At 58.4% G+C, this 20757-nt stretch carries 19 protein-coding genes; 17 read left to right on the forward strand and 2 right to left on the reverse strand.

Features of this window, described 5'->3' with window-relative positions; genetic code table 11:
- Nucleotides 1-151: 151 nt before the first annotated feature.
- Nucleotides 152-586 (forward strand): BLUF domain-containing protein, encoded by a 435-nt coding sequence (locus B5D49_RS13685; RefSeq protein ID WP_078718284.1) that lies wholly within the window; start codon nucleotides 152-154, stop codon nucleotides 584-586.
- Between the two features lie 72 nt (nucleotides 587-658).
- Here B5D49_RS13685 and msrB read toward each other — a convergent pair whose 3' ends face one another.
- The gene (gene msrB, locus B5D49_RS13690; RefSeq protein ID WP_078718285.1) at nucleotides 659-1768 is read right to left on the reverse strand and encodes a peptide-methionine (R)-S-oxide reductase MsrB; all 1110 of its coding nucleotides are present in this window, start codon (nucleotides 1766-1768) and stop codon (nucleotides 659-661) included.
- Nucleotides 1769-2176: 408 nt separating this feature from the next.
- Between msrB and B5D49_RS13695 the strand changes: the two genes are divergently transcribed.
- The 4 genes from B5D49_RS13695 (at nucleotide 2177) to B5D49_RS13710 (ending at nucleotide 6707) form a co-directional block, all read left to right on the forward strand.
- On the forward strand, nucleotides 2177-2569 hold the full coding sequence (locus tag B5D49_RS13695; RefSeq protein WP_078718286.1) for a hypothetical protein: 393 nt from the start codon (nucleotides 2177-2179) through the stop codon (nucleotides 2567-2569).
- A gap of 6 nt (nucleotides 2570-2575) precedes the next feature.
- Nucleotides 2576-3838 (forward strand): EAL and HDOD domain-containing protein, encoded by a 1263-nt coding sequence (locus B5D49_RS13700; RefSeq protein WP_078718287.1) that lies wholly within the window; start codon nucleotides 2576-2578, stop codon nucleotides 3836-3838.
- A 122-nt stretch (nucleotides 3839-3960) separates the two neighbouring features.
- A complete protein-coding gene (locus tag B5D49_RS13705; protein WP_078718288.1) occupies nucleotides 3961-4797 on the forward strand; it encodes a hypothetical protein in 837 nt (278 codons plus the stop codon).
- Between the two features lie 278 nt (nucleotides 4798-5075).
- The gene (locus B5D49_RS13710; protein WP_078718289.1) at nucleotides 5076-6707 is read left to right on the forward strand and encodes an alginate O-acetyltransferase AlgX-related protein; all 1632 of its coding nucleotides are present in this window, start codon (nucleotides 5076-5078) and stop codon (nucleotides 6705-6707) included.
- A 69-nt stretch (nucleotides 6708-6776) separates the two neighbouring features.
- Here B5D49_RS13710 and B5D49_RS13715 read toward each other — a convergent pair whose 3' ends face one another.
- Nucleotides 6777-8042, reverse strand: a complete 1266-nt coding sequence (locus B5D49_RS13715; protein WP_078718290.1) for a class II fructose-bisphosphate aldolase — start codon at nucleotides 8040-8042, stop codon at nucleotides 6777-6779.
- Between the two features lie 257 nt (nucleotides 8043-8299).
- Between B5D49_RS13715 and B5D49_RS13720 the strand changes: the two genes are divergently transcribed.
- The 12 genes from B5D49_RS13720 to B5D49_RS13775 all read left to right on the forward strand — a co-directional run bounded on the left by B5D49_RS13720 (nucleotide 8300) and on the right by B5D49_RS13775 (nucleotide 20386).
- Nucleotides 8300-9469 carry an MFS transporter gene (locus tag B5D49_RS13720; RefSeq protein ID WP_078718291.1) on the forward strand — a complete coding sequence of 390 codons (1170 nt, stop codon included), beginning with the start codon at nucleotides 8300-8302 and terminating at the stop codon, nucleotides 9467-9469.
- Between the two features lie 201 nt (nucleotides 9470-9670).
- On the forward strand, nucleotides 9671-10225 hold the full coding sequence (locus B5D49_RS13725; protein ID WP_078718292.1) for a chemotaxis protein CheD: 555 nt from the start codon (nucleotides 9671-9673) through the stop codon (nucleotides 10223-10225).
- Nucleotides 10226-10231: 6 nt separating this feature from the next.
- A complete protein-coding gene (locus tag B5D49_RS13730) occupies nucleotides 10232-11335 on the forward strand; it encodes a glycosyltransferase (RefSeq protein ID WP_078718293.1) in 1104 nt (367 codons plus the stop codon).
- 94 nt (nucleotides 11336-11429) lie between these two features.
- Nucleotides 11430-12092, forward strand: a complete 663-nt coding sequence (locus B5D49_RS13735) for an AMIN domain-containing protein (protein ID WP_078718294.1) — start codon at nucleotides 11430-11432, stop codon at nucleotides 12090-12092.
- 132 nt (nucleotides 12093-12224) lie between these two features.
- Nucleotides 12225-12983 (forward strand): phosphate ABC transporter ATP-binding protein PstB, encoded by a 759-nt coding sequence (gene pstB / locus B5D49_RS13740; RefSeq protein ID WP_234990763.1) that lies wholly within the window; start codon nucleotides 12225-12227, stop codon nucleotides 12981-12983.
- An 8-nt stretch (nucleotides 12984-12991) separates the two neighbouring features.
- Nucleotides 12992-13657: a phosphate signaling complex protein PhoU gene (gene phoU / locus B5D49_RS13745; RefSeq protein ID WP_078718295.1), complete on the forward strand. Its 666-nt coding sequence runs from the start codon at nucleotides 12992-12994 to the stop codon at nucleotides 13655-13657.
- A 361-nt stretch (nucleotides 13658-14018) separates the two neighbouring features.
- The gene (locus tag B5D49_RS13750; protein WP_078718296.1) at nucleotides 14019-15797 is read left to right on the forward strand and encodes a 30S ribosomal protein S1; all 1779 of its coding nucleotides are present in this window, start codon (nucleotides 14019-14021) and stop codon (nucleotides 15795-15797) included.
- Nucleotides 15787-16689 carry a signal peptide peptidase SppA gene (gene sppA / locus B5D49_RS13755; RefSeq protein WP_078718297.1) on the forward strand — a complete coding sequence of 301 codons (903 nt, stop codon included), beginning with the start codon at nucleotides 15787-15789 and terminating at the stop codon, nucleotides 16687-16689. Before B5D49_RS13750 ends, sppA begins: the two co-directional genes overlap by 11 nt.
- Before the next feature lie 118 nt (nucleotides 16690-16807).
- Nucleotides 16808-17569 (forward strand): MBL fold metallo-hydrolase, encoded by a 762-nt coding sequence (locus B5D49_RS13760; RefSeq protein ID WP_078718298.1) that lies wholly within the window; start codon nucleotides 16808-16810, stop codon nucleotides 17567-17569.
- 336 nt (nucleotides 17570-17905) lie between these two features.
- Entirely contained in the window at nucleotides 17906-18457 is a 552-nt protein-coding gene (locus tag B5D49_RS13765; protein ID WP_078718299.1) for a hypothetical protein, read from the forward strand.
- 137 nt (nucleotides 18458-18594) lie between these two features.
- The gene (locus tag B5D49_RS13770; protein WP_078718300.1) at nucleotides 18595-19587 is read left to right on the forward strand and encodes an amidoligase family protein; all 993 of its coding nucleotides are present in this window, start codon (nucleotides 18595-18597) and stop codon (nucleotides 19585-19587) included.
- Nucleotides 19580-20386 carry a gamma-glutamyl-gamma-aminobutyrate hydrolase family protein gene (locus B5D49_RS13775; RefSeq protein WP_078718301.1) on the forward strand — a complete coding sequence of 269 codons (807 nt, stop codon included), beginning with the start codon at nucleotides 19580-19582 and terminating at the stop codon, nucleotides 20384-20386. Before B5D49_RS13770 ends, B5D49_RS13775 begins: the two co-directional genes overlap by 8 nt.
- The last annotated feature ends 371 nt before the right edge of the window (nucleotides 20387-20757 follow it).

Raw genomic sequence — 20757 nt, forward strand, 5'->3', positions numbered from 1 at the left:
CCTTTCTGCAAGAAAGGGTTGCCCCTCGCAAACGTATTGAACTTTTTGCCTCCGGCGATCGGGTGGCGTGGATCGTTTCTTTTATCCTGCCGACGGAGTATGGTATATGATGTTGATCAAGTGCCAATGAGTGAGACAAGGAGTCTGAGTGATGCATATGGTCCGGCTACTTTATGCCAGTCGTCCTTCCGAGGATTTTTGTTCTCGGGATTTGGATGATATTCTTGAGGAATCGCGCAAGCTGAATAAGCGAGACCACATCACGGGAGTGTTGTGTCATTCGGAAACGTCGTTTTTGCAGTGGATCGAGGGACCGCGGGAGAGCGTGAACGCGTTGTATAATCGGCTGCAACGCCACCCCAAACATACGGATTTGCTTTTGCTGGAATATGCGTACATCCACCGCCGGGATTTCGCGGATTGGAGCATGGCGGCTGTGGCCACGGACAATATCCCATTGAATCTTTTGCAGCGGTTCACGGTGCTGGAGCGTTATGACCCCTTTACCATGAGCGGTGACGCGGCGCGGATTTTTTTGTTGGATGTTTCACGTGAGGGATTGCCTCAAGCCGATGGGCAGGGCTGATTCCTGTCAGGAAACAACAGCGGACCATGTTGCTGATCCGCTGTTGTGGATGATGGGGCATACCTGGAGTTGTTATTCAAACAGGGGGGCATAGTCCCCATAGCCTTCCGCCTCCAGATCTTCTTTTGGGATAAACCGGAGTGCCGCGGAATTGATGCAGTAGCGCATTCCTGTGGGGTTCGGGCCATCGTCGAACACATGGCCGAGGTGGTTGTCGCCCTGGCGACTGCGTACCTCGGTGCGTACGCTGAGCAGCTTGCGGTCCTCGTGGGTTGTGATGTTTTCTTTTTCCAGAGGTTGGGTGAAGCTGGGCCAGCCCGTGCCGGAATCGAACTTGTGCGTGGAGCTGAACAGCGGTTCGCCGGATACGCGGTCCACGTAGATTCCTGGTGCGTGGTTATCCCAGTATTCGTTATCAAAGGGCGGTTCGGTTCCTTCCTCCTGGGTCACCTTGAATTGCAGGGGCGTGAGCCGGCAGCGCAATTCCTCTTGGGAGGGCTTTGCGGGGTTCGTGCCGAGAACAGGCTCCATGCTATCCTTCTTGTCCCCCCAGACGTTGCGGAGAAACGCGTCCCGTCCGGAACTGCATCTATAGGAGCGGTAGCGTGTGCTGTTTCGCTCGTGGTAGCCCTGGTGGTATGCTTCGGCCTCGTAAAATGTACCGAGAGGCAGGATGGGCGTGACCACGGGGCTTTTCAGAATGCCCGAGTCCTCCAGCCGCGACTTGGATTCCTCGGCGAGCTGGCGCTGTTGTTCATCCTGATAAAAAATGGCCGAGGCGTATTGCCCGCCTCGATCCACAAAGGAACCGCCGTCGTCCGTGGGATCCACGTGCCGCCAGAACCAATCCAGCAAGAAGGAATAGCTCACCTTTTCAGGATCATACCAGACCTGGACGGCCTCCATGTGTCCTGTTTGGCCGGAACAAACCTCTTCGTATCCCGGGTCCGGAGTCTGTCCGCCCGTGTACCCGGAGATGACGCCCACCACTCCTGGGATTTTTTCGAAATCCGCTTCCGTGCACCAGAAACATCCTCCGGCGAACACTGCTGTCCGCAGGGACTCCCGGTTTGGGATGCGTTCGGCAAAAGCGGCCCGCGCCGTACCTCGGAACGGGGTCATGCCCAGCGAGCCAATGGCCAGCACACCCAACGCCAGGCTGGTTGCGATCAAGTTTTTCATGGTTCCTCCATGTTGTTGGAGATTGACGGTAAAAGAATAATAACTATTTTTATTTGGTCAATGCCCGGCAGCCGAGACAGTACGCCCGACACGACGCACCGCGCCCATGCATGGGGTGAACGGGGATGGATTATAATTTCGTTGTTCTTTATCAAGGGATTTCGATTTGTTCGGCTGTGCTCTGCGCATGGGGAATGGACATTGATCCCTGTTGCAGATATCAAATAGAAGGCAATCCCCGTTTACAGTCTCATGAAAAATCAAAAACGCAGGCTGGTTTCAGAGGGTGGAGCGCAACGGATGCAAGAAGTTCCAGGGCGATGCGGAGATTTGCTACGCAGATAAGAGCGTTTTTGAGCAAGGCAGCAGACCGGTTTCGCCGCAGTCTGCAACGCGGGAGAATGGCTCATGTTCCTACGGAATGATCGTTTTGGTCGTTGCTTATCGCGGTTTTTTTTCATGGCGCTTATCGCGGCCGCATGCGCGTTGGGCTGGGCCGGGCAAGGGATTGCCTTGGATAAACTCACGGTCTATACCGAAACCGCCGCGTTTGTGGACTGGATCCACGTTGTACCCGATGTGCCGCTGACGCCGGACAATCCGCCTACGGAATTCACGGCCGTGGTGCGCAAGCCCGGAAAACTCAAGGGTTTTGGACTGCCTGTCCGTTTGGCGGACCGGGTCCGCATCACGCTGGTGGCGCCGTATACCTGGCGGGTGGAAAAGGACGGGAAGAGCGTGGATATCAACACGCGCAACAAAATCCATTTTTCACATTACCCCAAATTCCGTGACGAGTAACGCCTCATGACGCAGACACCGACACCACTTCCCACGGATTCCGGGGAATCCGTCTTCATCGCCCGGCAGCCCATCTTTACGGCGGAGCAAAAAGTCTGGGGCTACGAATTGTTGTTCCGTTCCTCGGCAACGGCGAACACTGCCGGGGTGTTGGATGATGATCTGGCCACGTCCCAGGTCATTGCGGACGGATTCACCCTGGCACGGCCCGGGCTGAGCCAGGGGCAACGCGTTTTGATCAACTTTCCCGAGCGGCTTCTTTTGGAAGAAGCCCCCATGGCACTGCCGCCGAGCCTCTGCGTGGTGGAGGTGTTGGAAACCGTCACGCCCTCCCAGGAAGTGCTTGAGATCATCAAACGGCTTAAGTCCGAGGGCTACACCGTGGCCATGGACGACTATATCGGGGAAGCCGCGCTGGATCCGTTTTTGGATTTGGCGGACATCCTCAAGGTGGACATTCTGGCGCTGGATTCCGACCCGGAACGCATCCGGCAGGCTTTGGATCGGGTCAAGGGGCGCAAGCTGCAGCTGTTGGCCGAAAAGGTCGAGAATGAGACCGTGTTTGCCCAATGCCGGGAACTCGGTTTTACCCTGTTTCAGGGATTTTTTTTCAGCAAGCCGGAAATTCTTCCGGGCCGCAAGGTTCCTGCCGGTGCCGCGGCCAAGCTCAGCCTGCTCAAGGAATTATCCAGCCCGGACTTTGAATCCTCGCGCATCGCGGAGATCATCAATACGGACCCGGCTCTTTCCTATCGGTTGTTCCGCTATGTGAATTCCGCGGCGTTTGGTTTGTCCCGCAAGGTGGAGTCCGTGCGGCACGCCGTGAACCTGATCGGCCAAAAACCGCTGGTCCACTGGCTCCAGGCCGTTATCCTCGCGGACCTCAACCCTTCGGCCCGCGCTTCGGAAGTGAGTTTTCTTTCGCTGCAACGGGCCAAGTTCATGGGAGAGCTGGCTCCGGCATTGCAGATTTCCTCCCAGACCGCGTTTACCCTGGGGTTATTTTCCATGCTGGACGCCTTGCTGCGCATCGACATGGAGCAGGTGCTGGAATCCCTGCCCCTGGAGGCGGAATTAGCGGATGTGTTGACCGGTCGCGCCCAGGGTGCGCTTCATTCCATGCTGGTCCTGGCCCGAAGCTATGAAAAGGCCGATGTACCGGCCATTGTGGAGCATTGCGAGCGGCTCGGTCTGGACCAGTCGCTTTCGGACGCGGCCTGTGTGCAGGCCATGAACTGGGTGCAGTCGGTTCTGGGCCTGGGCGAATAGCAACGAAGCGACACGAACCAAAATTACGGTCAGAAAAGCATGCTCTTGCTGGAACACCGCGACATTCGCCTCCATTTCCGCTAGACTCCAAGTCTGCCGCAAACAACGAGGGATAAGGCACGATGGAGCATACCAGTTCACGTCACGTCGAGGACGTCCGCAATCTGATTTACGAGTTGGCCCTTACCGCCTGCCGCAAGCAGGTGTTGGTTTTTTCCAAGGAATTGAAGCAGAAAATGGTCTCCATGGGCATGGAGCGGAGCGTCATTGAGGACGTGATCCGCACTGCCTTCCAGGGGTACAGCAGCATGGAGGTATTCAAGCGGGAAAGCTCGGAACGCATGCTCTCCATTCTTGACGCCTACCTGCGGCCAAGTAACCGGGGGTTCGACCCCATGGGGCGTTTGCTCATTGAATTCGGGTTGATGCGGCCGTTCAAAAAGCCGGTTTTGTACCCGGATGACTCCAGGCAGGACGAGGCCGCGCGCAAGGTCTTCACCAAAGGGGTGATTCCGCGTCCGCTGGTCCGCTACTTTCTGGTGTCGGTGCGGGGATCCATTCCCGGATTGGACGGGTTCACGGCCAAGCCCGTGATGTTCAGCGAACACAACGAAGCCATGCAGGAGCGCCGCGAAGACCTCGGCAGTCTCGTGGAGGAATACACCGTGGAATTCAATTTCGGGAAAACCACCACGGATTGGCGGCGCATGCTTGAAGATCCCCGCGTGCATTCCATTACCCGGGATTTTTTCAGCGACCTGTTGGAAAATATGCGCGCCCTCGGGCCGCAGCGCGTGCTCAAGATCGTGAACAACATGCAGAACAGCGACAAGGATCCGGGCGACCGCACCCGCATGAAGCGTCCCTTTGAGCTGGCCGATATCAAGCAGCTTATGGTGGCGCTGGACCGGGGCTTTCAATCCCTGGAAAAACGCATGGCCTCCCGGACCGGGGCTTAAGCCGCCCCACACGGACGAACAATCCCGCTTCGGTTCGCTGATCATGCGGCCGTGAATGTACACCGGCAACGCAAAACGCCCCTGGAACGAGGGTTCCAGGGGCGTTTTGCAATGTTTTGGCAGGTAGCGACTAGTTGTCGAAGTCGTCCCTGATTCCTTAGGCCGGTTCCAGAGGGTTGTGTCTCTTCCCCCGCGTAGTTTCACAACCTCAGCGTTTTCGTTTTAATCATTGGTACGGTGCTTGCTTAACGTTGGTGAATAAAACAGGGTGGGTACCTATGGTTGTTTCAAAAACAAAAGCTCGGGTAGGGAAAAATGGTTTTCTGTTTTTGTGTAACGATAACAACAAAGTTTATAGACAAATTTCAGGGGAATACAACCTGACCCCGTTGGAAGTCGCCCGTTGGAAAGCCGAAATAGACTATCGCTTCGATGCCTGTAGATCCGTGGGGGCGCAATACCTTTACCTTATTGTGCCAAACAAGCACTGTGTTTATTCTCAATACCTTGATGATGAACATGTTGTTTCCGAAAAAAGGATCGCTCGTAAACTGGAAAAAGCCAGTCCGCACGTGCTGTATCCATCCAATATGCTGAAGGAATATGACGAGCTGACCTATTACAGAACGGATACACATTGGAGCAGTGTGGGGTGTGCGGTTGTCTGGAATGAAATCGCAGAGAAGCTGCGTCTTGGGACCGCGTTGGACATAGCGAAAACCAAGCAGGTCACTATGGTCGGCGACCTGGGAAACAAGCTTTCCCCCCAGCGGACGTCCATTGCCGTCGAACTGGATATTGAAACGGAAACGGTAGAGACATGGAACAACGGCCTTCATAATCGCGGGTTCATTTCAATCCACACGAATAGGAACAGTAACCTTAAGCGTGCCATTATTTTTGGCGACTCGTTTACAGCTAATCATATCAAGTACATATCCGCTTATTTTTCTGAGCTTTATTTTGTGAATTCCAATTTATTCCCATTGGATCTGATCAAAAAACTTGCACCGGACGTCGTCATTACCCAAACGGTTGAACGATTCATCCACAAAACCGTTCCAACTGATCGAAACGTATTCAGGTCTCTGCTGTGTCTGATGGAAGAGGGAAAATATTGCCGTGAGCATCTGTACAGATTTATGCAAAAGAGCGAAAACAGAATTTATCCAACTGAGATTTTTCAAGAGATGCGGCGCGTTGCAGAAGATCAAATCACTTTTCTGGATACTGTCGAGCAGAGTGGGCTTGCAACGTTTCTTGAATCGAAGAAAGGGGAGGTGCCGTGTGACCTTTCAAAATATATCAATGCGCGTTCTCCTTCCCGCCTGCACTATGAACAATACCTTTATTACAAACACGTCGGCGATGGCGACAATGCGATAAAGGAAATTGCCGATGCCGCAGAAAAATTTCCGCATAGGCCGAAATATGTCCACAGCTATGCAAAAGAACTGGACAAATGTGGGAAACTGGAAGCCGCAGCCGAGCAAATGAATTCCGCGATTCTCCTGCGTCCACAAAACCTGGACTACCATTTGTATTTGATTAGTTTATTTTTAAAGTCTGGAAAGATACAGTCTGCAAAAGAGGCATTTGGCAATGCAAAAGCGCTATTCCCTGACCTGGAAGAGCCACACCATTTATGGTGCATGTCATATTTGTCCGTAGGGGAAATGGGCAGTGCCGTTGTGGAGTCGGCACGTATGATCAAACAACATGCCAACCCAAAGACGCATTTGCAGGTTGCGACATTGTTCATGCAGCATGCGAATTTTGAGCATGCGAAGCGACATGCTCTGGTTGCCCTGCAAAGGAAGCCTGCTGATGCCGAAGCCCAGGCGGTCTTGCGGCGAATTGTTGGGTTGAAGTGCCGCTTGGGTCAAGCCAACACGCAACGTATCGCCTAGCAGGAGAGTATAAAACGCCCCTGGAACGAGGGTTCCAGGGGCGTTTTGCAATGTTTTGGCAGGCAGCGACTAGTCGTCGAAATCGCCTTCCGGTCCTTTGTCCACGTCCATGGCATCGGCGCGGGCGCGGTATTTTTCTTCGGTCCATTCGGCCCGATCCTCAAAGGCGTCAGCCTTGACACCCATGTCGTGGGAGTTTTTCTCCAGGATCATGTCCATGGCGAGGGATGCGGTTCCCTTGGCGTTGAACACGTTGATGAGCAGGTCGTAGACGAAGTCCTCCACGGCCTGGGCCATGCGTTCGCGCACATCGGCGGTTTGGCCGAGCATGCGGCGCTCAAAGGGCAGGTTCAGTTTTTTCCAGTTTCCGCCCTGGATGTCGTGTTCATCGGCGTGGGCCTGGATTTCGGCGTAGAGTTCTTCGGAGAGGCCGCGGCCTTCCAGTTTGGCGAACCGTCCGTCCTCCATGATGGCGTTGCCGTAATCGTTGACCTTGATGCCCCAGGCGATCATCTGCAGGGCTGTGGCCACGTTGGCTTTTGTGGTGCGGGTTTTTTCCGCGATCTGGCGCAGCCGGTCCGAGTCGTTGCCGCTGGTGCCGTGCTGGGCGCCGCTGGTGCCGTAGGGGGCCAGGGCTTCGTGGATGTCGCGGGTCAGGTCCACCTGAATGCCCGCGCCCGTGGCTTCGATGCCGTGGGTGGTGCCGTTGTTCAGGGCGATCCAATCCGGGAAAAAGCCGTGGGCGTTGAGTCCGCGGATAAGGAACAGGGCTTCTTCCGGGGTGGAGAGTCCCTGGGTACCCTTGATCTCGCCGACTTCGGTCTCGTATCCGGCCCAGGTGGGGATCAGCGGGGCCAGGTCGATATTGGTCTTGAGGTTGTCGGCGTCGGGCAGGTGGGACGCGTCAATGGCGATGGACGTGATGCCCGAGTCGAACAGGGCCGGAATTTCGGTGAGCGCCTGCTTGTAGTCCGGCTCACCTTTGATGAAATAGTGGTCCGCGTGGATGGCTACCGGCACGGTGATGCCGTACTGGTTCATGAGCGCGTCCACCCGGCGGGCAATGTTGAACATGGTGGTGGGGCAATAGGTGGACTCGGACTTGGCGATTTCGATGATCACGGCGGCGTCGGCCTTTTGCGCGGCGCGCAGGGTGCCTTCGATGACGAAGATGTTTCGCCCGTTGGCCGCGATGGTCATGCATTTGCCCTTGCGCAGCATGGCTTGGTCGATGACCTTGCCGGAAACGATGAGCGCCTTGGAATTGGGGAAAAGTTTGCGGATGTTCGGCGGTCTCCCGACGGACAGCGCTTGTTCAAAATTCTGGTTGGCCATGTGTCCTCCTTGGGGCCAGGGTCTGCCCCGGGCGGTTTCGATACATGCGGGTCCGACCGGGTGGGATGGTCGGTCGCCCGAAAAGGGCGCGTACGAATGTGTACAATCTTTATGATGCCGTTTCCAGCCATGGGAAGAAAAACGGCCCTGGAAATAACACGAGCAGCATAACGCCCTTGGCGCGGGTCGTCCAGACCTGCATTCCGCGCTGTGGCCCTTGCTTTTAGCCGGGCTTGGGCCTAGGTTGCCTATCCATCATGACCGACCGATCTTCCCGAAAGATGTACGTGTTCCTCTTGGTGCTCACGGTGGCCGCCTTTGGCGGACTCCAGGGCTGGCGTACGATCTTCAACAATTTTGCCGTGGAAACCGTGGGCATCAGCGGGGCGCAAATGGGCGCGCTGCAATCCCTGCGGGAAGTGCCCGGATTTCTCGCGCTGCTGGCGGTGTATGTGCTGCTGTTCATCAGCCAGCACCGCCTGGCCGCCCTGTCCGTGGTGCTCATGGGCCTGGGCGTGGCCCTGACCGGCTATCTGCCCACCTATTCGGGGCTGATTCTGACCACCCTGCTCATGTCCTTTGGGTTTCATTATTTTGAAACCATGAACCAGTCCCTGACCCTGCAATATTTCGGATTGAAGCAGGCTCCACTGGTCATGGCCCGGCTGCGGAGCATGGGCGCGGTGACCAATCTGGTGGTGGGCGGGCTGATCTGGGTTTTGGCCGCGCACCTGGAGTACCGGACCATGTTTCTGGCCATGGGCGTGCTGGCCGCGCTGCTGGGGCTTTGGGCCGTGACCCGGGATCCCACGCGGCACGATCTTCCGGCCCAACGGAAAGAGCTGGTCTTCCGGAAAAAATATTGGCTGTTTTACGTGTTGACCTTTCTTTCCGGGGGCAGGCGGCAGATATTCGTGGCCTTTGCCGTGTTTTTGCTGGTGGAGCGCTATGGATACAGCGTACAGCAGATTACCCTGCTGTTTGTGCTCAACAACGTGGTCAACTGGCTGGTGAACCCGTACATTGGCCGGGCCGTGAACCGATTCGGCGAACGCGCGGTGCTCAGTGTGGAGTACGGCAGCCTGTTTTTCGTTTTTGGCGCCTATGCTCTGGTGGATAGCGCCCTGGTGGCCGGGTTGCTCTATGTGCTGGACAACGTGTTTTTTAATTGCGCCATGGCCATCAAGACATATTACCAAAAAATCGCGGACCCCGGAGACATGGCCTCGGGCATGGCCGTGGGCTTTACTGTGAACCATGTGGCCGCGGTGGTGGTGCCTGTACTGGGCGGGCTGGCCTGGATGGTGGACTACCGGGTGGTTTTCCTGGGAGCCTCGGTCCTGAGTCTGGTTTCCCTGGCGTTGTCCCAACTGGTGGGCCGGCCGAAAACACGGACGATTGACTCGGATCGTGCAAAACAGGTATGAATGCGGCACGTGTGGCGTATTGTGGACATGCGGAGAGCAGTTTGGCAACGGGCCGGATGCGTGGCAGGCTGAAGGTTCGCTCCCGTAAGAACACGGCCCACAGCGGACCATCCAACATTTTTTTCGTATTACACCAATAGGTTCGATCTACATACACCGGTGATTCATGCCGGAGCGGAAAGGCGGGGCAAAGGGCGGAGCATGCAGGAGTTGGATAAATATCCCCGGGTATTTTTGCAGACCGGCGACTGTTTTTTCGGGGTCATGCCCACGTTGGTGACCACGGTGCTCGGCTCCTGCGTGGCCGTGACCATGTATTGCCCGGAAAAACGCATGAGCGCCATCTGCCACGGCTTTCTGCCCGATAGCGGAGAGGACCGCTCGGCCCGGCCCGATCCACAGGCCTGCCGCTACGTGGATACCGCTGTATATAATATGTTGGAAGCCATGTATAAGCTGGGCGCACGCAACTCCACCCTGCAGGTCAAGATCATGGGCGGGGCCGCGGGACTCAGCTCCAGCCTGGACCGGGGCAGCAATTTCCGCATTGGTGAACGCAACGTGAACATGGCCCGCCGCATTCTGGCCTCGGAGGGAATCCGCATCTCCAAGATGGACGTGGGCGGCGACAAGGGGCGCAAGGTGTTGTTCCTCACCCACACGGGCGAGGCATGGATCAAGCGGCTCAGCTCCATGGCCACGGCACGCGAGGCCCAGGCCGGAAAACCCCTGGGGCGGCTGCGGAACAAAGGGTAGCCCCGGGTGCGCATCGTTCACTTTTCCACCAACTCCCTGGCGGGCATGCCCCTGCGGTTGGTCCAGGGCATCAATGCCCACACCCCGCATCAGGCCCGGCTCGTGGACCTGGAACGCTACTCCCTGGAACAGCTCGGATGGTATGAACACGACATCGTGTTTTCCGAAACTCCGCAGGCCGCTCTTGAGGCGGCGCAACAAGCGGACATCATCCACCTGCACAATTATCTGGACCTGGATTCCACCACCTTCGCGCCCATTGACTTCCGGACGCTGCAACGCAACGGCGCGCTGGTGCTCCGGCAATTCCACTCCACGCCCGAGACCGTGGCCCTGCGCATGAACGTCCCCCTGGAGCGAGTGACTTCCTGCACGCTGCCCGCCCTGGTCATCAGCCATTACCCGGAACGATTGTACCCCCGGGCCAGGGTGGTACCCAACTTTGTTCCCCAGGACGACCCCGCGTATCAGCCGCCAAAACCGGGCATCGCGCTGGAAACGGATCTTTTTTTCAGCCCCACCAAGTTGACCGGCGCGTGGGAAAATCGTTGGAACACCAAGGCGGATCCCGAAGTGAGCGCGCTTATGGATCGGCTGGCCCGGGAAACCGGCTGTACCTGGCTGCGTCTGCATGGCCGCCCCCTGGCTGAGATTCTGCGCGCCCGGGCCTCCTCGCGCATTGTGCTGGACGATATGTCCAACGGCTCCATGCATCTCTCCGGATTGGAGGGCGTGAGCCAGGGCAAGCCGGTTTGCGCCTACCTGGACGGACGCCAATTGCGCGTGCTGGCGGAGATGGCCGGAACCTCCTCCCACCCGTATTGCAATGTGCGTCTGGAAGAAGCCCACCCCGTGCTGCGGCGGCTGCTGGCCGCCCCGGACGAGACCCGGGACATGGGCCGGGAGGCGCGGGAATGGCTGGTCCGGCAGTATGCCGACCACCTGCTGATCGAGCGGTATGTGGAGGCGTATGCACAGCTGGAAGCCACGGGCGGTTTGGAACGTCAGCCCGCCCTGCGCCTGGATCGCGCCCTGGACCGCTTCCAGGCCGTGGAATTGCCCGAGCTGCTCTGGAACGCCAGGGCCAAGACCCAGGGGCATGGCTCATGATGCCCGGCCGTGCGATTTTATTCTTTTGCGACTTTGCGTTTACGGCGTGTTTGCCCTAGGATAGGGGAGACAAATCCAACCGCCAGGATACGGGATGCGCAGGATAAATTTGAGAATACTGTTTTTTTTCATGCTGCTGATGTGCTGCGGCGCGGGAACGGCTTCGGCCGAAGGCGATACTCCGTGGAAGGTGCGCCGTCCCGCGGACAACACGGTGTTGCCCTCGGAATACGTGCATCGGCCCGGAGCGGATTCCATGGCGGAGCCGGATCAGGCTGAAGAGCCGCTTTCAGGCCATTCCCAGGCCCAACGGCCGGATGCGTCTCCGGCTGATCAAAAGCCGCAACCCGAACCCGAATCCGAACCCAAGGCTGCAGTTTCGACCCCGGAGACGAGCCGTCCGGCACCGGCCAAACCCGCCAAAAAGCTGAACCGCGCCGGGCCGCTCAACGCCGTCATGCTGGAAGGGGACGTGCTGCTGACCCTGCCCCTGGACCAGGCCAAGCCCCGCACCCGTCACTTTTGGTTGAAAAAGCCGGGCCGACTCGTGGTGGATGTGCTCGGCAGCTGGGACAATACCGGAGGCAACGTGTTCCGCCTGGACTCCCCCTGGGTGGACAAGGTGGTGCTGGGCGAGCATGACGAATTCCTTCGCATGGTTATCTATGCGTCCCCGGACAGCGGCGCCGTGGGCCTCACCCCGGACATCTCCAATACCGACGACGGATTGCGCATAGTGGTGACTCCGATACGCTGACCGCCCGCTCGTTGCTCAAATGTAACAATCGGGTCATTGTATCGTAACGCGTTCCGGCTAACAGACGCGGAGCATGATTTTCTCCTGCCGGGGAAAGCCAATGCAAAGCGAATCGCCACAAGGGAGAGCACTGTGCCGGATATCAAGGTCTCGTCGGTCAATCTGGACTTCTTTTACGGGGATTTCAAAGCCCTGGAAGACGTCACCCTGGAGTTCGAGGAAAATCAGGTCACTGCCCTGATCGGTCCCTCGGGCTGCGGAAAAAGTACCTACCTACGCTGCATCAACCGCATGAACGACCTCATCCCGGGAACCCGGGTGGAAGGACGCATGACCCTGGACGGGGCGGACATTTATGCCCCGGGCCTGGACGTGGTGGCCCTGCGCCGCCGCATCGGCATGGTTTTCCAAAAGCCAAACCCCTTTCCCAAGACCATCTATGAAAACGTGGCCTATGGTCTGCGGGTCAACGGCGTAAAGGAAAAACGCCTCATCGACGAACGCGTGGAGGAGAGCCTCAAAGGGTCCGCCCTTTGGGACGAAGTCAAGGACCGGCTGCATTCTTCGGCCTTGGGGCTTTCCGGCGGTCAGCAGCAGCGGCTGTGCATCGCCCGGGCCTTGGCCGTGCAGCCCGAGGTGTTGCTCATGGATGAACCGGCGTCCGCCCTGGACCCCATTGCCACCCAGAAAATCGAGGATCTGATCCACGAGCTGAAGCAGCACTTCACCATCATCATCGTGACCCACTCCATGCAGCAGGCGGCCCGCGTCTCCGACAGGACCGCATTCTTTTACATGGGCAGGCTCATTGAGGTGGACACCACCAAAAATATGTTCACCAAGCCCAAAATCAAACAGACCGAAGACTACATCACAGGCCGGTTCGGCTAGGGGGAAGCATGGAACAGAGAGCACATTTTTCCAATAAGCTCGATGAATTGAAAATGCTCGTGCTGCGCATGTCCGCGCTGAGCGAAAAGGCCGTACACCAGGCGGTCAAGGCGCTCTTCGAGCTGGACGGCGACCAGGCCGAGGAAGTCATCAACCAGGATTGCGACATCAACAATCTCGAAGACGAGATCGACCGTTTTGTGGTGGAAACCCTGGCCCTGGATCAACCCATGGCCACGGACCTGCGCTTTCTGGTGGGCGTGAGCCGCATCACCACCAACCTGGAACGCCTGGGGGATGAGGCCGTGAACCTGGCCCACCGGACCCTGTTCCTCTCCACCCGGCCGCCCCTGCCCAATGATCCGAAAATGGAGCAACTGGCCGAAGTGGCGGAAAATATGGTTTCCCTGGCGGTAAAGGCCTTTGTGGATCGCGACGTGCGCCTGGCGGAAAAGGTCTGCGTCATGGACAACGAGGCGGACGAGCTGAATCTCAAGCTCCTCAAGCAATACATCTCCAGCATGGTGACGGAAACCCGCGTTGTGGAACGCGGCGTGCATTCCATCCTCAGCGCGCGGCACCTGGAACGCGTGGCCGATCTGGCCACCAACATTGCCGAAAGCGTGATCTTCATTGTGGAAGGCGTGAACGTGAAACACCGTTGCAAGGCCTGATTGCCGCGTTGCGGCGCACCTGGGGACCGGAAAACCAAATATCCGGGCCGACGAATAAAAAAAACGGAAGCACGAAGTGCCGGGCCGCCCTTGTGGGCGGCCTTTTTGCTGGAATTTGGATACCCTGTGTCATGATTGAAAACGGTTTACAGGGAACGCATTTTCAGATAGTGACGTGTTTTCGTGCGGGACAAGCTTTGTCCCGTGCAACCCCGGCGCATGGCGCGGGGCATCGGCCTTCGGGCCGACCGGTCGATCAAGGCTTCGCCGACCTCGGAGCGTGTTCCAGCCGACATCGAAACCCGGGCTCCGCTTTGGGCGCAAAAATACATGATCCGAGGGTATGTCGTGGAGGTAACCCATGGAAGAAACAGTGAAACAGGATGTTTCCGCCGAGTCTCCCGAAATGGAGATGAGTTTTGAGAAAGCGCTTGAGGACTACCTGAGCCCCGAATTCGGGGATCTCGAAGAAGGAAGTATCGTCCCGGGCGAAGTGGTCAAAGTCGACAAAGACCACATTCTCGTGGACGTTAATTTTAAGTCCGAAGGTCAGATTCCGGTCAGCGAGTTCCTTGACGCCGAAGGAAACGTGACCGTGGCCGTCGGCGACAAGGTGGATGTGTTCGTCTCCAACAAGGACGAAGGCGAAGGCACCATCCATCTCTCCCGTGAAAAGGCAAAGCGGATGCAGCTTTTCGACAAGCTCGAAGAGGTGCAGGAGCAGGACGGCGTCATCAAGGGCCGCATCATGCGCCGCATCAAGGGCGGCTACACCGTGGATCTCGGCGGCGTCGAGGCATTCCTGCCCGGCTCCCACGTGGATCTGCGCCCCGTGCCCGACATGGACGCCCTGGTCTCCCAGGAGTTCGAGTTCAAGATCCTGAAGATCAACCGCCGCCGTTCCAACGTCATCGTGTCCCGTCGCGTGCTGCTCGAAGAGCTGCGCGGTGAACAGCGCGAAAAGCTGCTCGAGACCCTGGCCGAAGAACAGGTCGTCAAGGGCAAGGTCAAGAACATCACCGAATACGGCGTGTTCGTCGACCTCGGCGGACTCGACGGCCTGCTGCACATCACGGACATGTCCTGGAAGCGCATTCGTCATCCCAAAGAGATGGTCGCCCTTGGCGACGAGCTGGAACTCAAGGTGCTCAACTTCGACCGCGAGTCCCAGAAAGTCTCTCTCGGCCTCAAGCAGCTCACTGCGGATCCGTGGGAAGATATCGAAACGAAGTACCCCGAAGGCGAAAAGTTCACCGGCACCGTCACGAACCTGGCCGACTACGGCGCGTTCGTGGAACTGGAAACCGGCGTGGAAGGCCTGGTCCACATCTCCGAGATGTCCTGGACCCGCAAGCTGCGTCATCCTTCCCAGATGGTCCATGTGGGCGACGAAGTCGAAGTGGTCGTGCTCGGCGTTGATCCCGAGAAAAAGCGCATCTCCCTGGGCATGAAGCAGATCAAGCCCAATCCCTGGGATGTGGTGGCCGAAAAGTACCCCGAAGGAACCATCCTCGAAGGCGCCATCAAGAACATCACCGAATTCGGCGTGTTCATCGGCATCGAGGAAGGCATCGACGGTCTTATCCATGTGTCCGACATTTCCTGGACCAAGAAGATCCGTCACCCCTCCGAGGTCTACAAGGCCGGGGACATCGTCCAGGCCAAGGTGCTCACCGTGGACAAGGAGAACGAGAAGTTCACCTTGGGCGTCAAGCAGCTCACCGAGGATCCCTGGTCCCAGGTGCCCAGCAAGTACCCCCAAGGCCAGCTCGTCAGCGGTCAGGTGACCAACATCACCGACTTCGGCCTGTTCGTGGAAGTGGAAGAGGGCATCGAGGGTCTGGTCCACGTCTCCGAGATCAGCCGTAAGAAGATCAAAAGCCCGTCCGAGATCTACAAGGAAGGCGACACCATCGAGGCCAAGGTCATCCACGTTTCCGCGGATGAACGCCGTCTCGGCCTGTCCATCAAGCAGACCAAGGACGAAGGCGAACAACAACGCCGCCGCCCGGCCTCCAAGGGATACTCCTCTGGTGCTCCGGAATCCGGCAATACCTTGGGCGCCCTCCTGCGTGAAAAGCTGGAAGCCGCCGAAGAAGCCCGCAGCGAAGGCGAGGAGCCTGCCGAGGATGAAGCCTAAGGCTCAATTCTCCGCGCGCCACCCCTTTCTGTTCGGGTTCGCGTTACTCATACTGGCCGTGGTCCTCTTTATGGGGGCCTCGGCCTTTTTTGGTGGTCGCCATCTCGGCGGCGCCGGCTCCAGCGGCCGCACTGTGGGAGTGGTCTACCTGGAAGGCATGATCCTGGACGGCGCGGACGTGGTCGCCTTTCTGCGGGAACTGCGCGAGGATCCCGACGTGGAAGGCGTGCTCCTGCGCGTGAATTCGCCCGGCGGGGCCGTGGCTCCCTCCCAGGAAATGTTCCAGGCCGTGCGCGAGCTGGCCGCGGTCAAGCCCGTGGTGGCCTCCTACGGTTCTGTGGCCGCTTCCGGTGGATATTACGCCTCCTGCCCGGCCACGCTTATCGTGGCCAACCCCGGCAGCGTCACCGGATCCATCGGCGTGCTCATGGAATACATGGACATGAGCGAGCTTGCCGGAGAATTGGGCGTGCGCCGCGTGCTGCTCGCCTCCGGAAAAAACAAAGGGGCCGGTTCCCCCCTGGAACCCCTCACCCCCCAGCAGCGGGAACAGCTCATGGGCATTGTGCGCGACATGCACGACCAGTTTGTTTCCGACGTGACCATTGCCCGCTCCATGCGCAAGGACGTGGTGGCAGCCCTGGCCGACGGCCGTGTCTACACCGGACGACAGGCCCGCGAAAACGGCCTTGTGGACGAGCTGGGAGGATTCGAATACGCCTTGTCCCGCCTTATGGACCTTTGCCACATGACCGAACGGCCGGATCTCTACGAGGGGCCGCCTCGGGACGTACCCCTGCTGGAAAAGCTCGTGGGCGCGGAGTCCGCGGCGCGGCTGTTTACTTCCTGGACGCAGCGGCTGGTCCCCGGGGTCCGCTTTCTCTATCAATGATCCGCTGCTGATTCTGTTTTCCTTGCCTCCCGCCCGTTGATCAAGGCACACTCAACCGGAAGACCGCCAGTCGATTCGGTTTGTTTTGGCGTTCCCAAAAACCACAGGAGTCCGCTTCATGCGCATCACCTTTCCCGGCGTGGGCGAAGCCTTTGACGCCCGTCTCGCCAATACCTGCCTGTTGCTCGAAGGCGCGGACGAGTCTTCCCTCCTGCTCGATTGCGGCTTCACTGCCGCGGCAGCGTTCTGGCAGCATGCCGCGGATCCCCTCAAGCTCGACGCGGTTTGCCTCAGCCATTTCCACGGTGACCACTGGTTTGGTCTGCCCTGGCTGCTGGTGCGCTCCATAGAGGAAGGCCGCACCGCCAACCTGACCATTATCGGGCAGGAAGGCGTTGAGGAGCGGGTGCGCACCTTGATGGATATGGCCTACCCCGGTACTCTGGATCGAGCCGGGTTTGCGGTTCGATTCCTGACCTCCGCCCCGGATCGGATGCTGGACGTGGCCGGAACACGATTGCGCTTTGCGGCTTCGGACCACTCGGTTCCCTGTCTGGCGGTTCGCGTGCGACAGGACGAAACCGACGTATTTTTCAGCGGCGACGGACGCCCCACCCCGCAAACCGAAGCCCTGGCCCGTGGATGCGCCGTGGTGGTCCACGAAGCCTACGCCATGGATGCTGCATCTCCAGGCCATGGCACTGTTGAACGGGCCGTGCAATTGGCCCGCAATGCCGGTGCCGAAACCCTGGCCCTGGTCCACGTGCAGCGGACACTGCGACACGAGCAAATGGAACGTTTGAACGAATACGTTCAGGATATTAGCGATTTGCGCGTGCTTCTGCCGGAACCAGGGGAAGTATTGCTTGTTGATGTTTGATGTTGGGAAAAGCCAGTCCTTCGGCGGGGGCCAAGGGTTCGCGACTTTTTGGAACCCCGTTTACCGGTCTCGCGCTTGCACGCGGCCAGAGGCGTGGGGGTGATACGGAGTCGGCGGAGTGGACCGACAGAGCAGCGCGCAGGCATGGGGTTACGTTGCAGAGCTATACAGGATTGCCTTCCGCGTCCGAGGAGTGCATACTTAGAGAGTATGCGTTCCCGTGCATGGGCTGATTGCCGTGGGGGAGCGTCGTCAAATCGTTGTGCGCGGGAAGCCCCGTGTGGATTCCGGCTTGTTGGGCCGGGTTGAACCTCTCAATTGATGCAAGGAGACGGCATGACCGAAGTCATGACGAGCACGCTTTACAGTGGTGGCGCGCAGGGCGCTGAGGCCGAATTCGGCCGTCTGGCCGAGCAATATGGCCTGGAAGAGGTGAATTTCAGCTTTGATGGCCACAGGATCGAACGTTCGCGTGGTCTTCGCGTGCTCACCCAAGAGGAGTTGGTGCGCAAGGACGTGAGCCTGTCCTACGTGTCCAAGCTGTTGAACCGCAAATTTACCAATGCCAAACTGATGCGGAAGGTTTTGCAGACCATTATGTATCAGGTGGAGGCTGGTCACGAAGTATTCGTGATCGGCACGATCCAGGAAGACGGCACGGTCAAGGGCGGCACCGGCTGGGGTGCGGAGTACGCCAAGATCTGCAACAAGCCGTTGTTTGTCTTTGGCCAGGCCCGCGACAGCTGGTTCACCTGGGAAAAGGACCACTGGGCCGAGGTGCAAAACCCGGTGATCAGCCATGCGCATTTTTCCGGCATGGGCACCCGGTTCCTGGAAGAAAACGGGAAGCAGGCCATTGCCGATCTGTTTGCCCGGTCCTTTAAGTAATTGTATTTTTGAAAATTGAATACGGCGGCGCTGGGCTTGTCTCGGCGTCGCCTTTTTCTGTAGTTTGGTATGGATGAGTATATGTACGGACAACCACGAAACCAGCTTGTTTGTGTTTCAAGGAGGCGAATAGCCGAATGCGATTGCCGAAACAACAGACCAATGCGGAAGGATCCGTCCGCAAGGTTGGATATGAATTGGAATTTGCGGGTCTTGATATCGAACAGGCCTGTGACGTGGTGGAAAGGGAGTTCGGCGGCAGGCGAAGGGAAAAAAACCGTTTTGCCTACCGCATCGAGGGGTCGGAGTTCGGTGATGTCGAGGTGGAGTATGATGCCTTGGCACTCAAGGAGCGGTCTTACCTGAAGTATCTCCGGGCGCTCGGTTTGGATGTGCATGAGGAATTGGTTCGTGATCTGGATAATTTCGTGGCCCGGGCCTCTTCCGGGCTGGTACCTTGCGAGATCGTGCTGCCTCCCATTGCAATCACCCGTCAGGACGTTGTGGAACGGCTTCGCGCCGCCCTCCAGAGAGCCAAGGCCAAGGGAACCCGCACGTCCCTGTGGCATGCCTTTGGTCTGCATATCAATGTGGAACCGCCGGATCTGGAGCGCTCCACGATTGCGGCCTACCTCCAGGCATTCGTGCTTATGGAGGATTGGCTCCGCAGCCAGAGCCGGGTGGACCTCAGCCGATTGCTCACGCCTTACATCAATGCTTTTCCTCCGGCCTACAGACGGCTGCTTGCTGCACCGGACTATCCGGCCGGGAATTTGCTTTCCGATTACCTCAAGCACAATGCCACGCGGAATCGGCCGTTGGACATGTTGCCGCTTTTGGCGCATCTCGACCCGGACGCGGTGTTCGGCGGCGGCGTGGAAGCGGAACTCGTGAAACCCCGCCCTGCGTTCCATTACCGCCTGCCCAACTGCCTGGTGGATGATCCGGACTGGCGCATCGAACAGGAGTGGGAACAGTGGATGCGCGTTGAGGATATGGCGGCAAACCATGCGGCCCGGCATGCCATGGGCAGAGAATATCTGGTTTATGTGGATTCCCCCCTGCGGCGGCTGGAGGAATCCTGGGTCACTGTTTCCGAACAATGGATTCGGGATTGCGGCCATGGCTAAACGTCCCGTTGTCGCGGTGACCGGTCCTGACCGGGGCGGCTGGGTTGCCTGGGCGTTCACGGCATTGGCGGTGTGGCGGGCCGGGGGGCGGCCCCTTCGCATCCGACCGGGGCGATCGCGGATTCGCAATGACCGCCTGCCGGGTATTGACGCACTGGTGCTCGGCGGAGGGGCGGACGTGGACCCGGGACGATACGGGCAGAACCCTGTCCGACTCCGCAAGGAACTGGCTGCAGAAAAACGGCACCCAGGTCATTTCCTGATCGGGCTTATCCTGTTTCCCTTTATCCACATCTTGCGAAAACTGTTCAGTTTGGCCGGTTCCCCAGGGCCGGACCCAAAGCGGGATGCGCTGGAAGAACGCTTCATCAATCACGCCTTGAATGAACATCTTCCCGTGCTGGGCATTTGCCGGGGAATGCAGTTTTTAAATGTCCGCTTCGGCGGCACCCTGCATCAGGATCTTTCCGTTCTTGAAGAGGAACGGCCCAATTTGCGGACACTTTTGCCCCGCAAGCCCGTTACGCTTTTGCCGGGGTCGCTTTTGCATACCGTTTTCCAAAAAGACGAGACGCGGGTGAACGCATTGCATCACCAGGCCGTGGACCGCCTTGGTGAAGGATTCCGCGTCACCGCCAGGGAACGCGGAGGCGTGGTACAGGCGCTGGAACACTCGGCCGCGTATTGGCTTGTGGGAGTGCAGTGGCACCCGGAATTCTTGCCGCATAAACGCCGACAACAAGCCCTGTTCCGCGCCTTGGTCCGGGCAGCGCAAGAAAAAAGCCCTTTCCGCAAGTAAGGAGCGACCCTCGCAAGAAGTCGTAAACTTTTTGCCTCCGGCGGCCAAAGGGTCCGCGACCCTTTGGAATCCCTTTTCCCGGTCTCGCGCTGCGCGCGGCCGGGGGCATGGGGTGGGAAGGAGTACGAGGAGTGGCAAGGCGGAGCAGCGCGGCGGCGTGTCGTTCTGTTGCCGCGATTTCCGGGATGGCTCCGCCCTCCCGAAACTCGCGGCAACGGTGCGCCCCCAAAAGAAAAGAACGGCGTTGGCCGTTCTTTTCTTTTGGGAGGGGAAAGGGGAAAGAAACGATAACCGCGACAGGCCGCAGGCCTGGAGCCAATAAAAGTCTTTGGAAAGGGGGTCCAGGGGGAAGAACCTTTCTTCAGAAAGGT

The organism is Paucidesulfovibrio gracilis DSM 16080, from assembly GCF_900167125.1.
In the GTDB taxonomy this organism is placed as follows: domain Bacteria; phylum Desulfobacterota; class Desulfovibrionia; order Desulfovibrionales; family Desulfovibrionaceae; genus Paucidesulfovibrio; species Paucidesulfovibrio gracilis.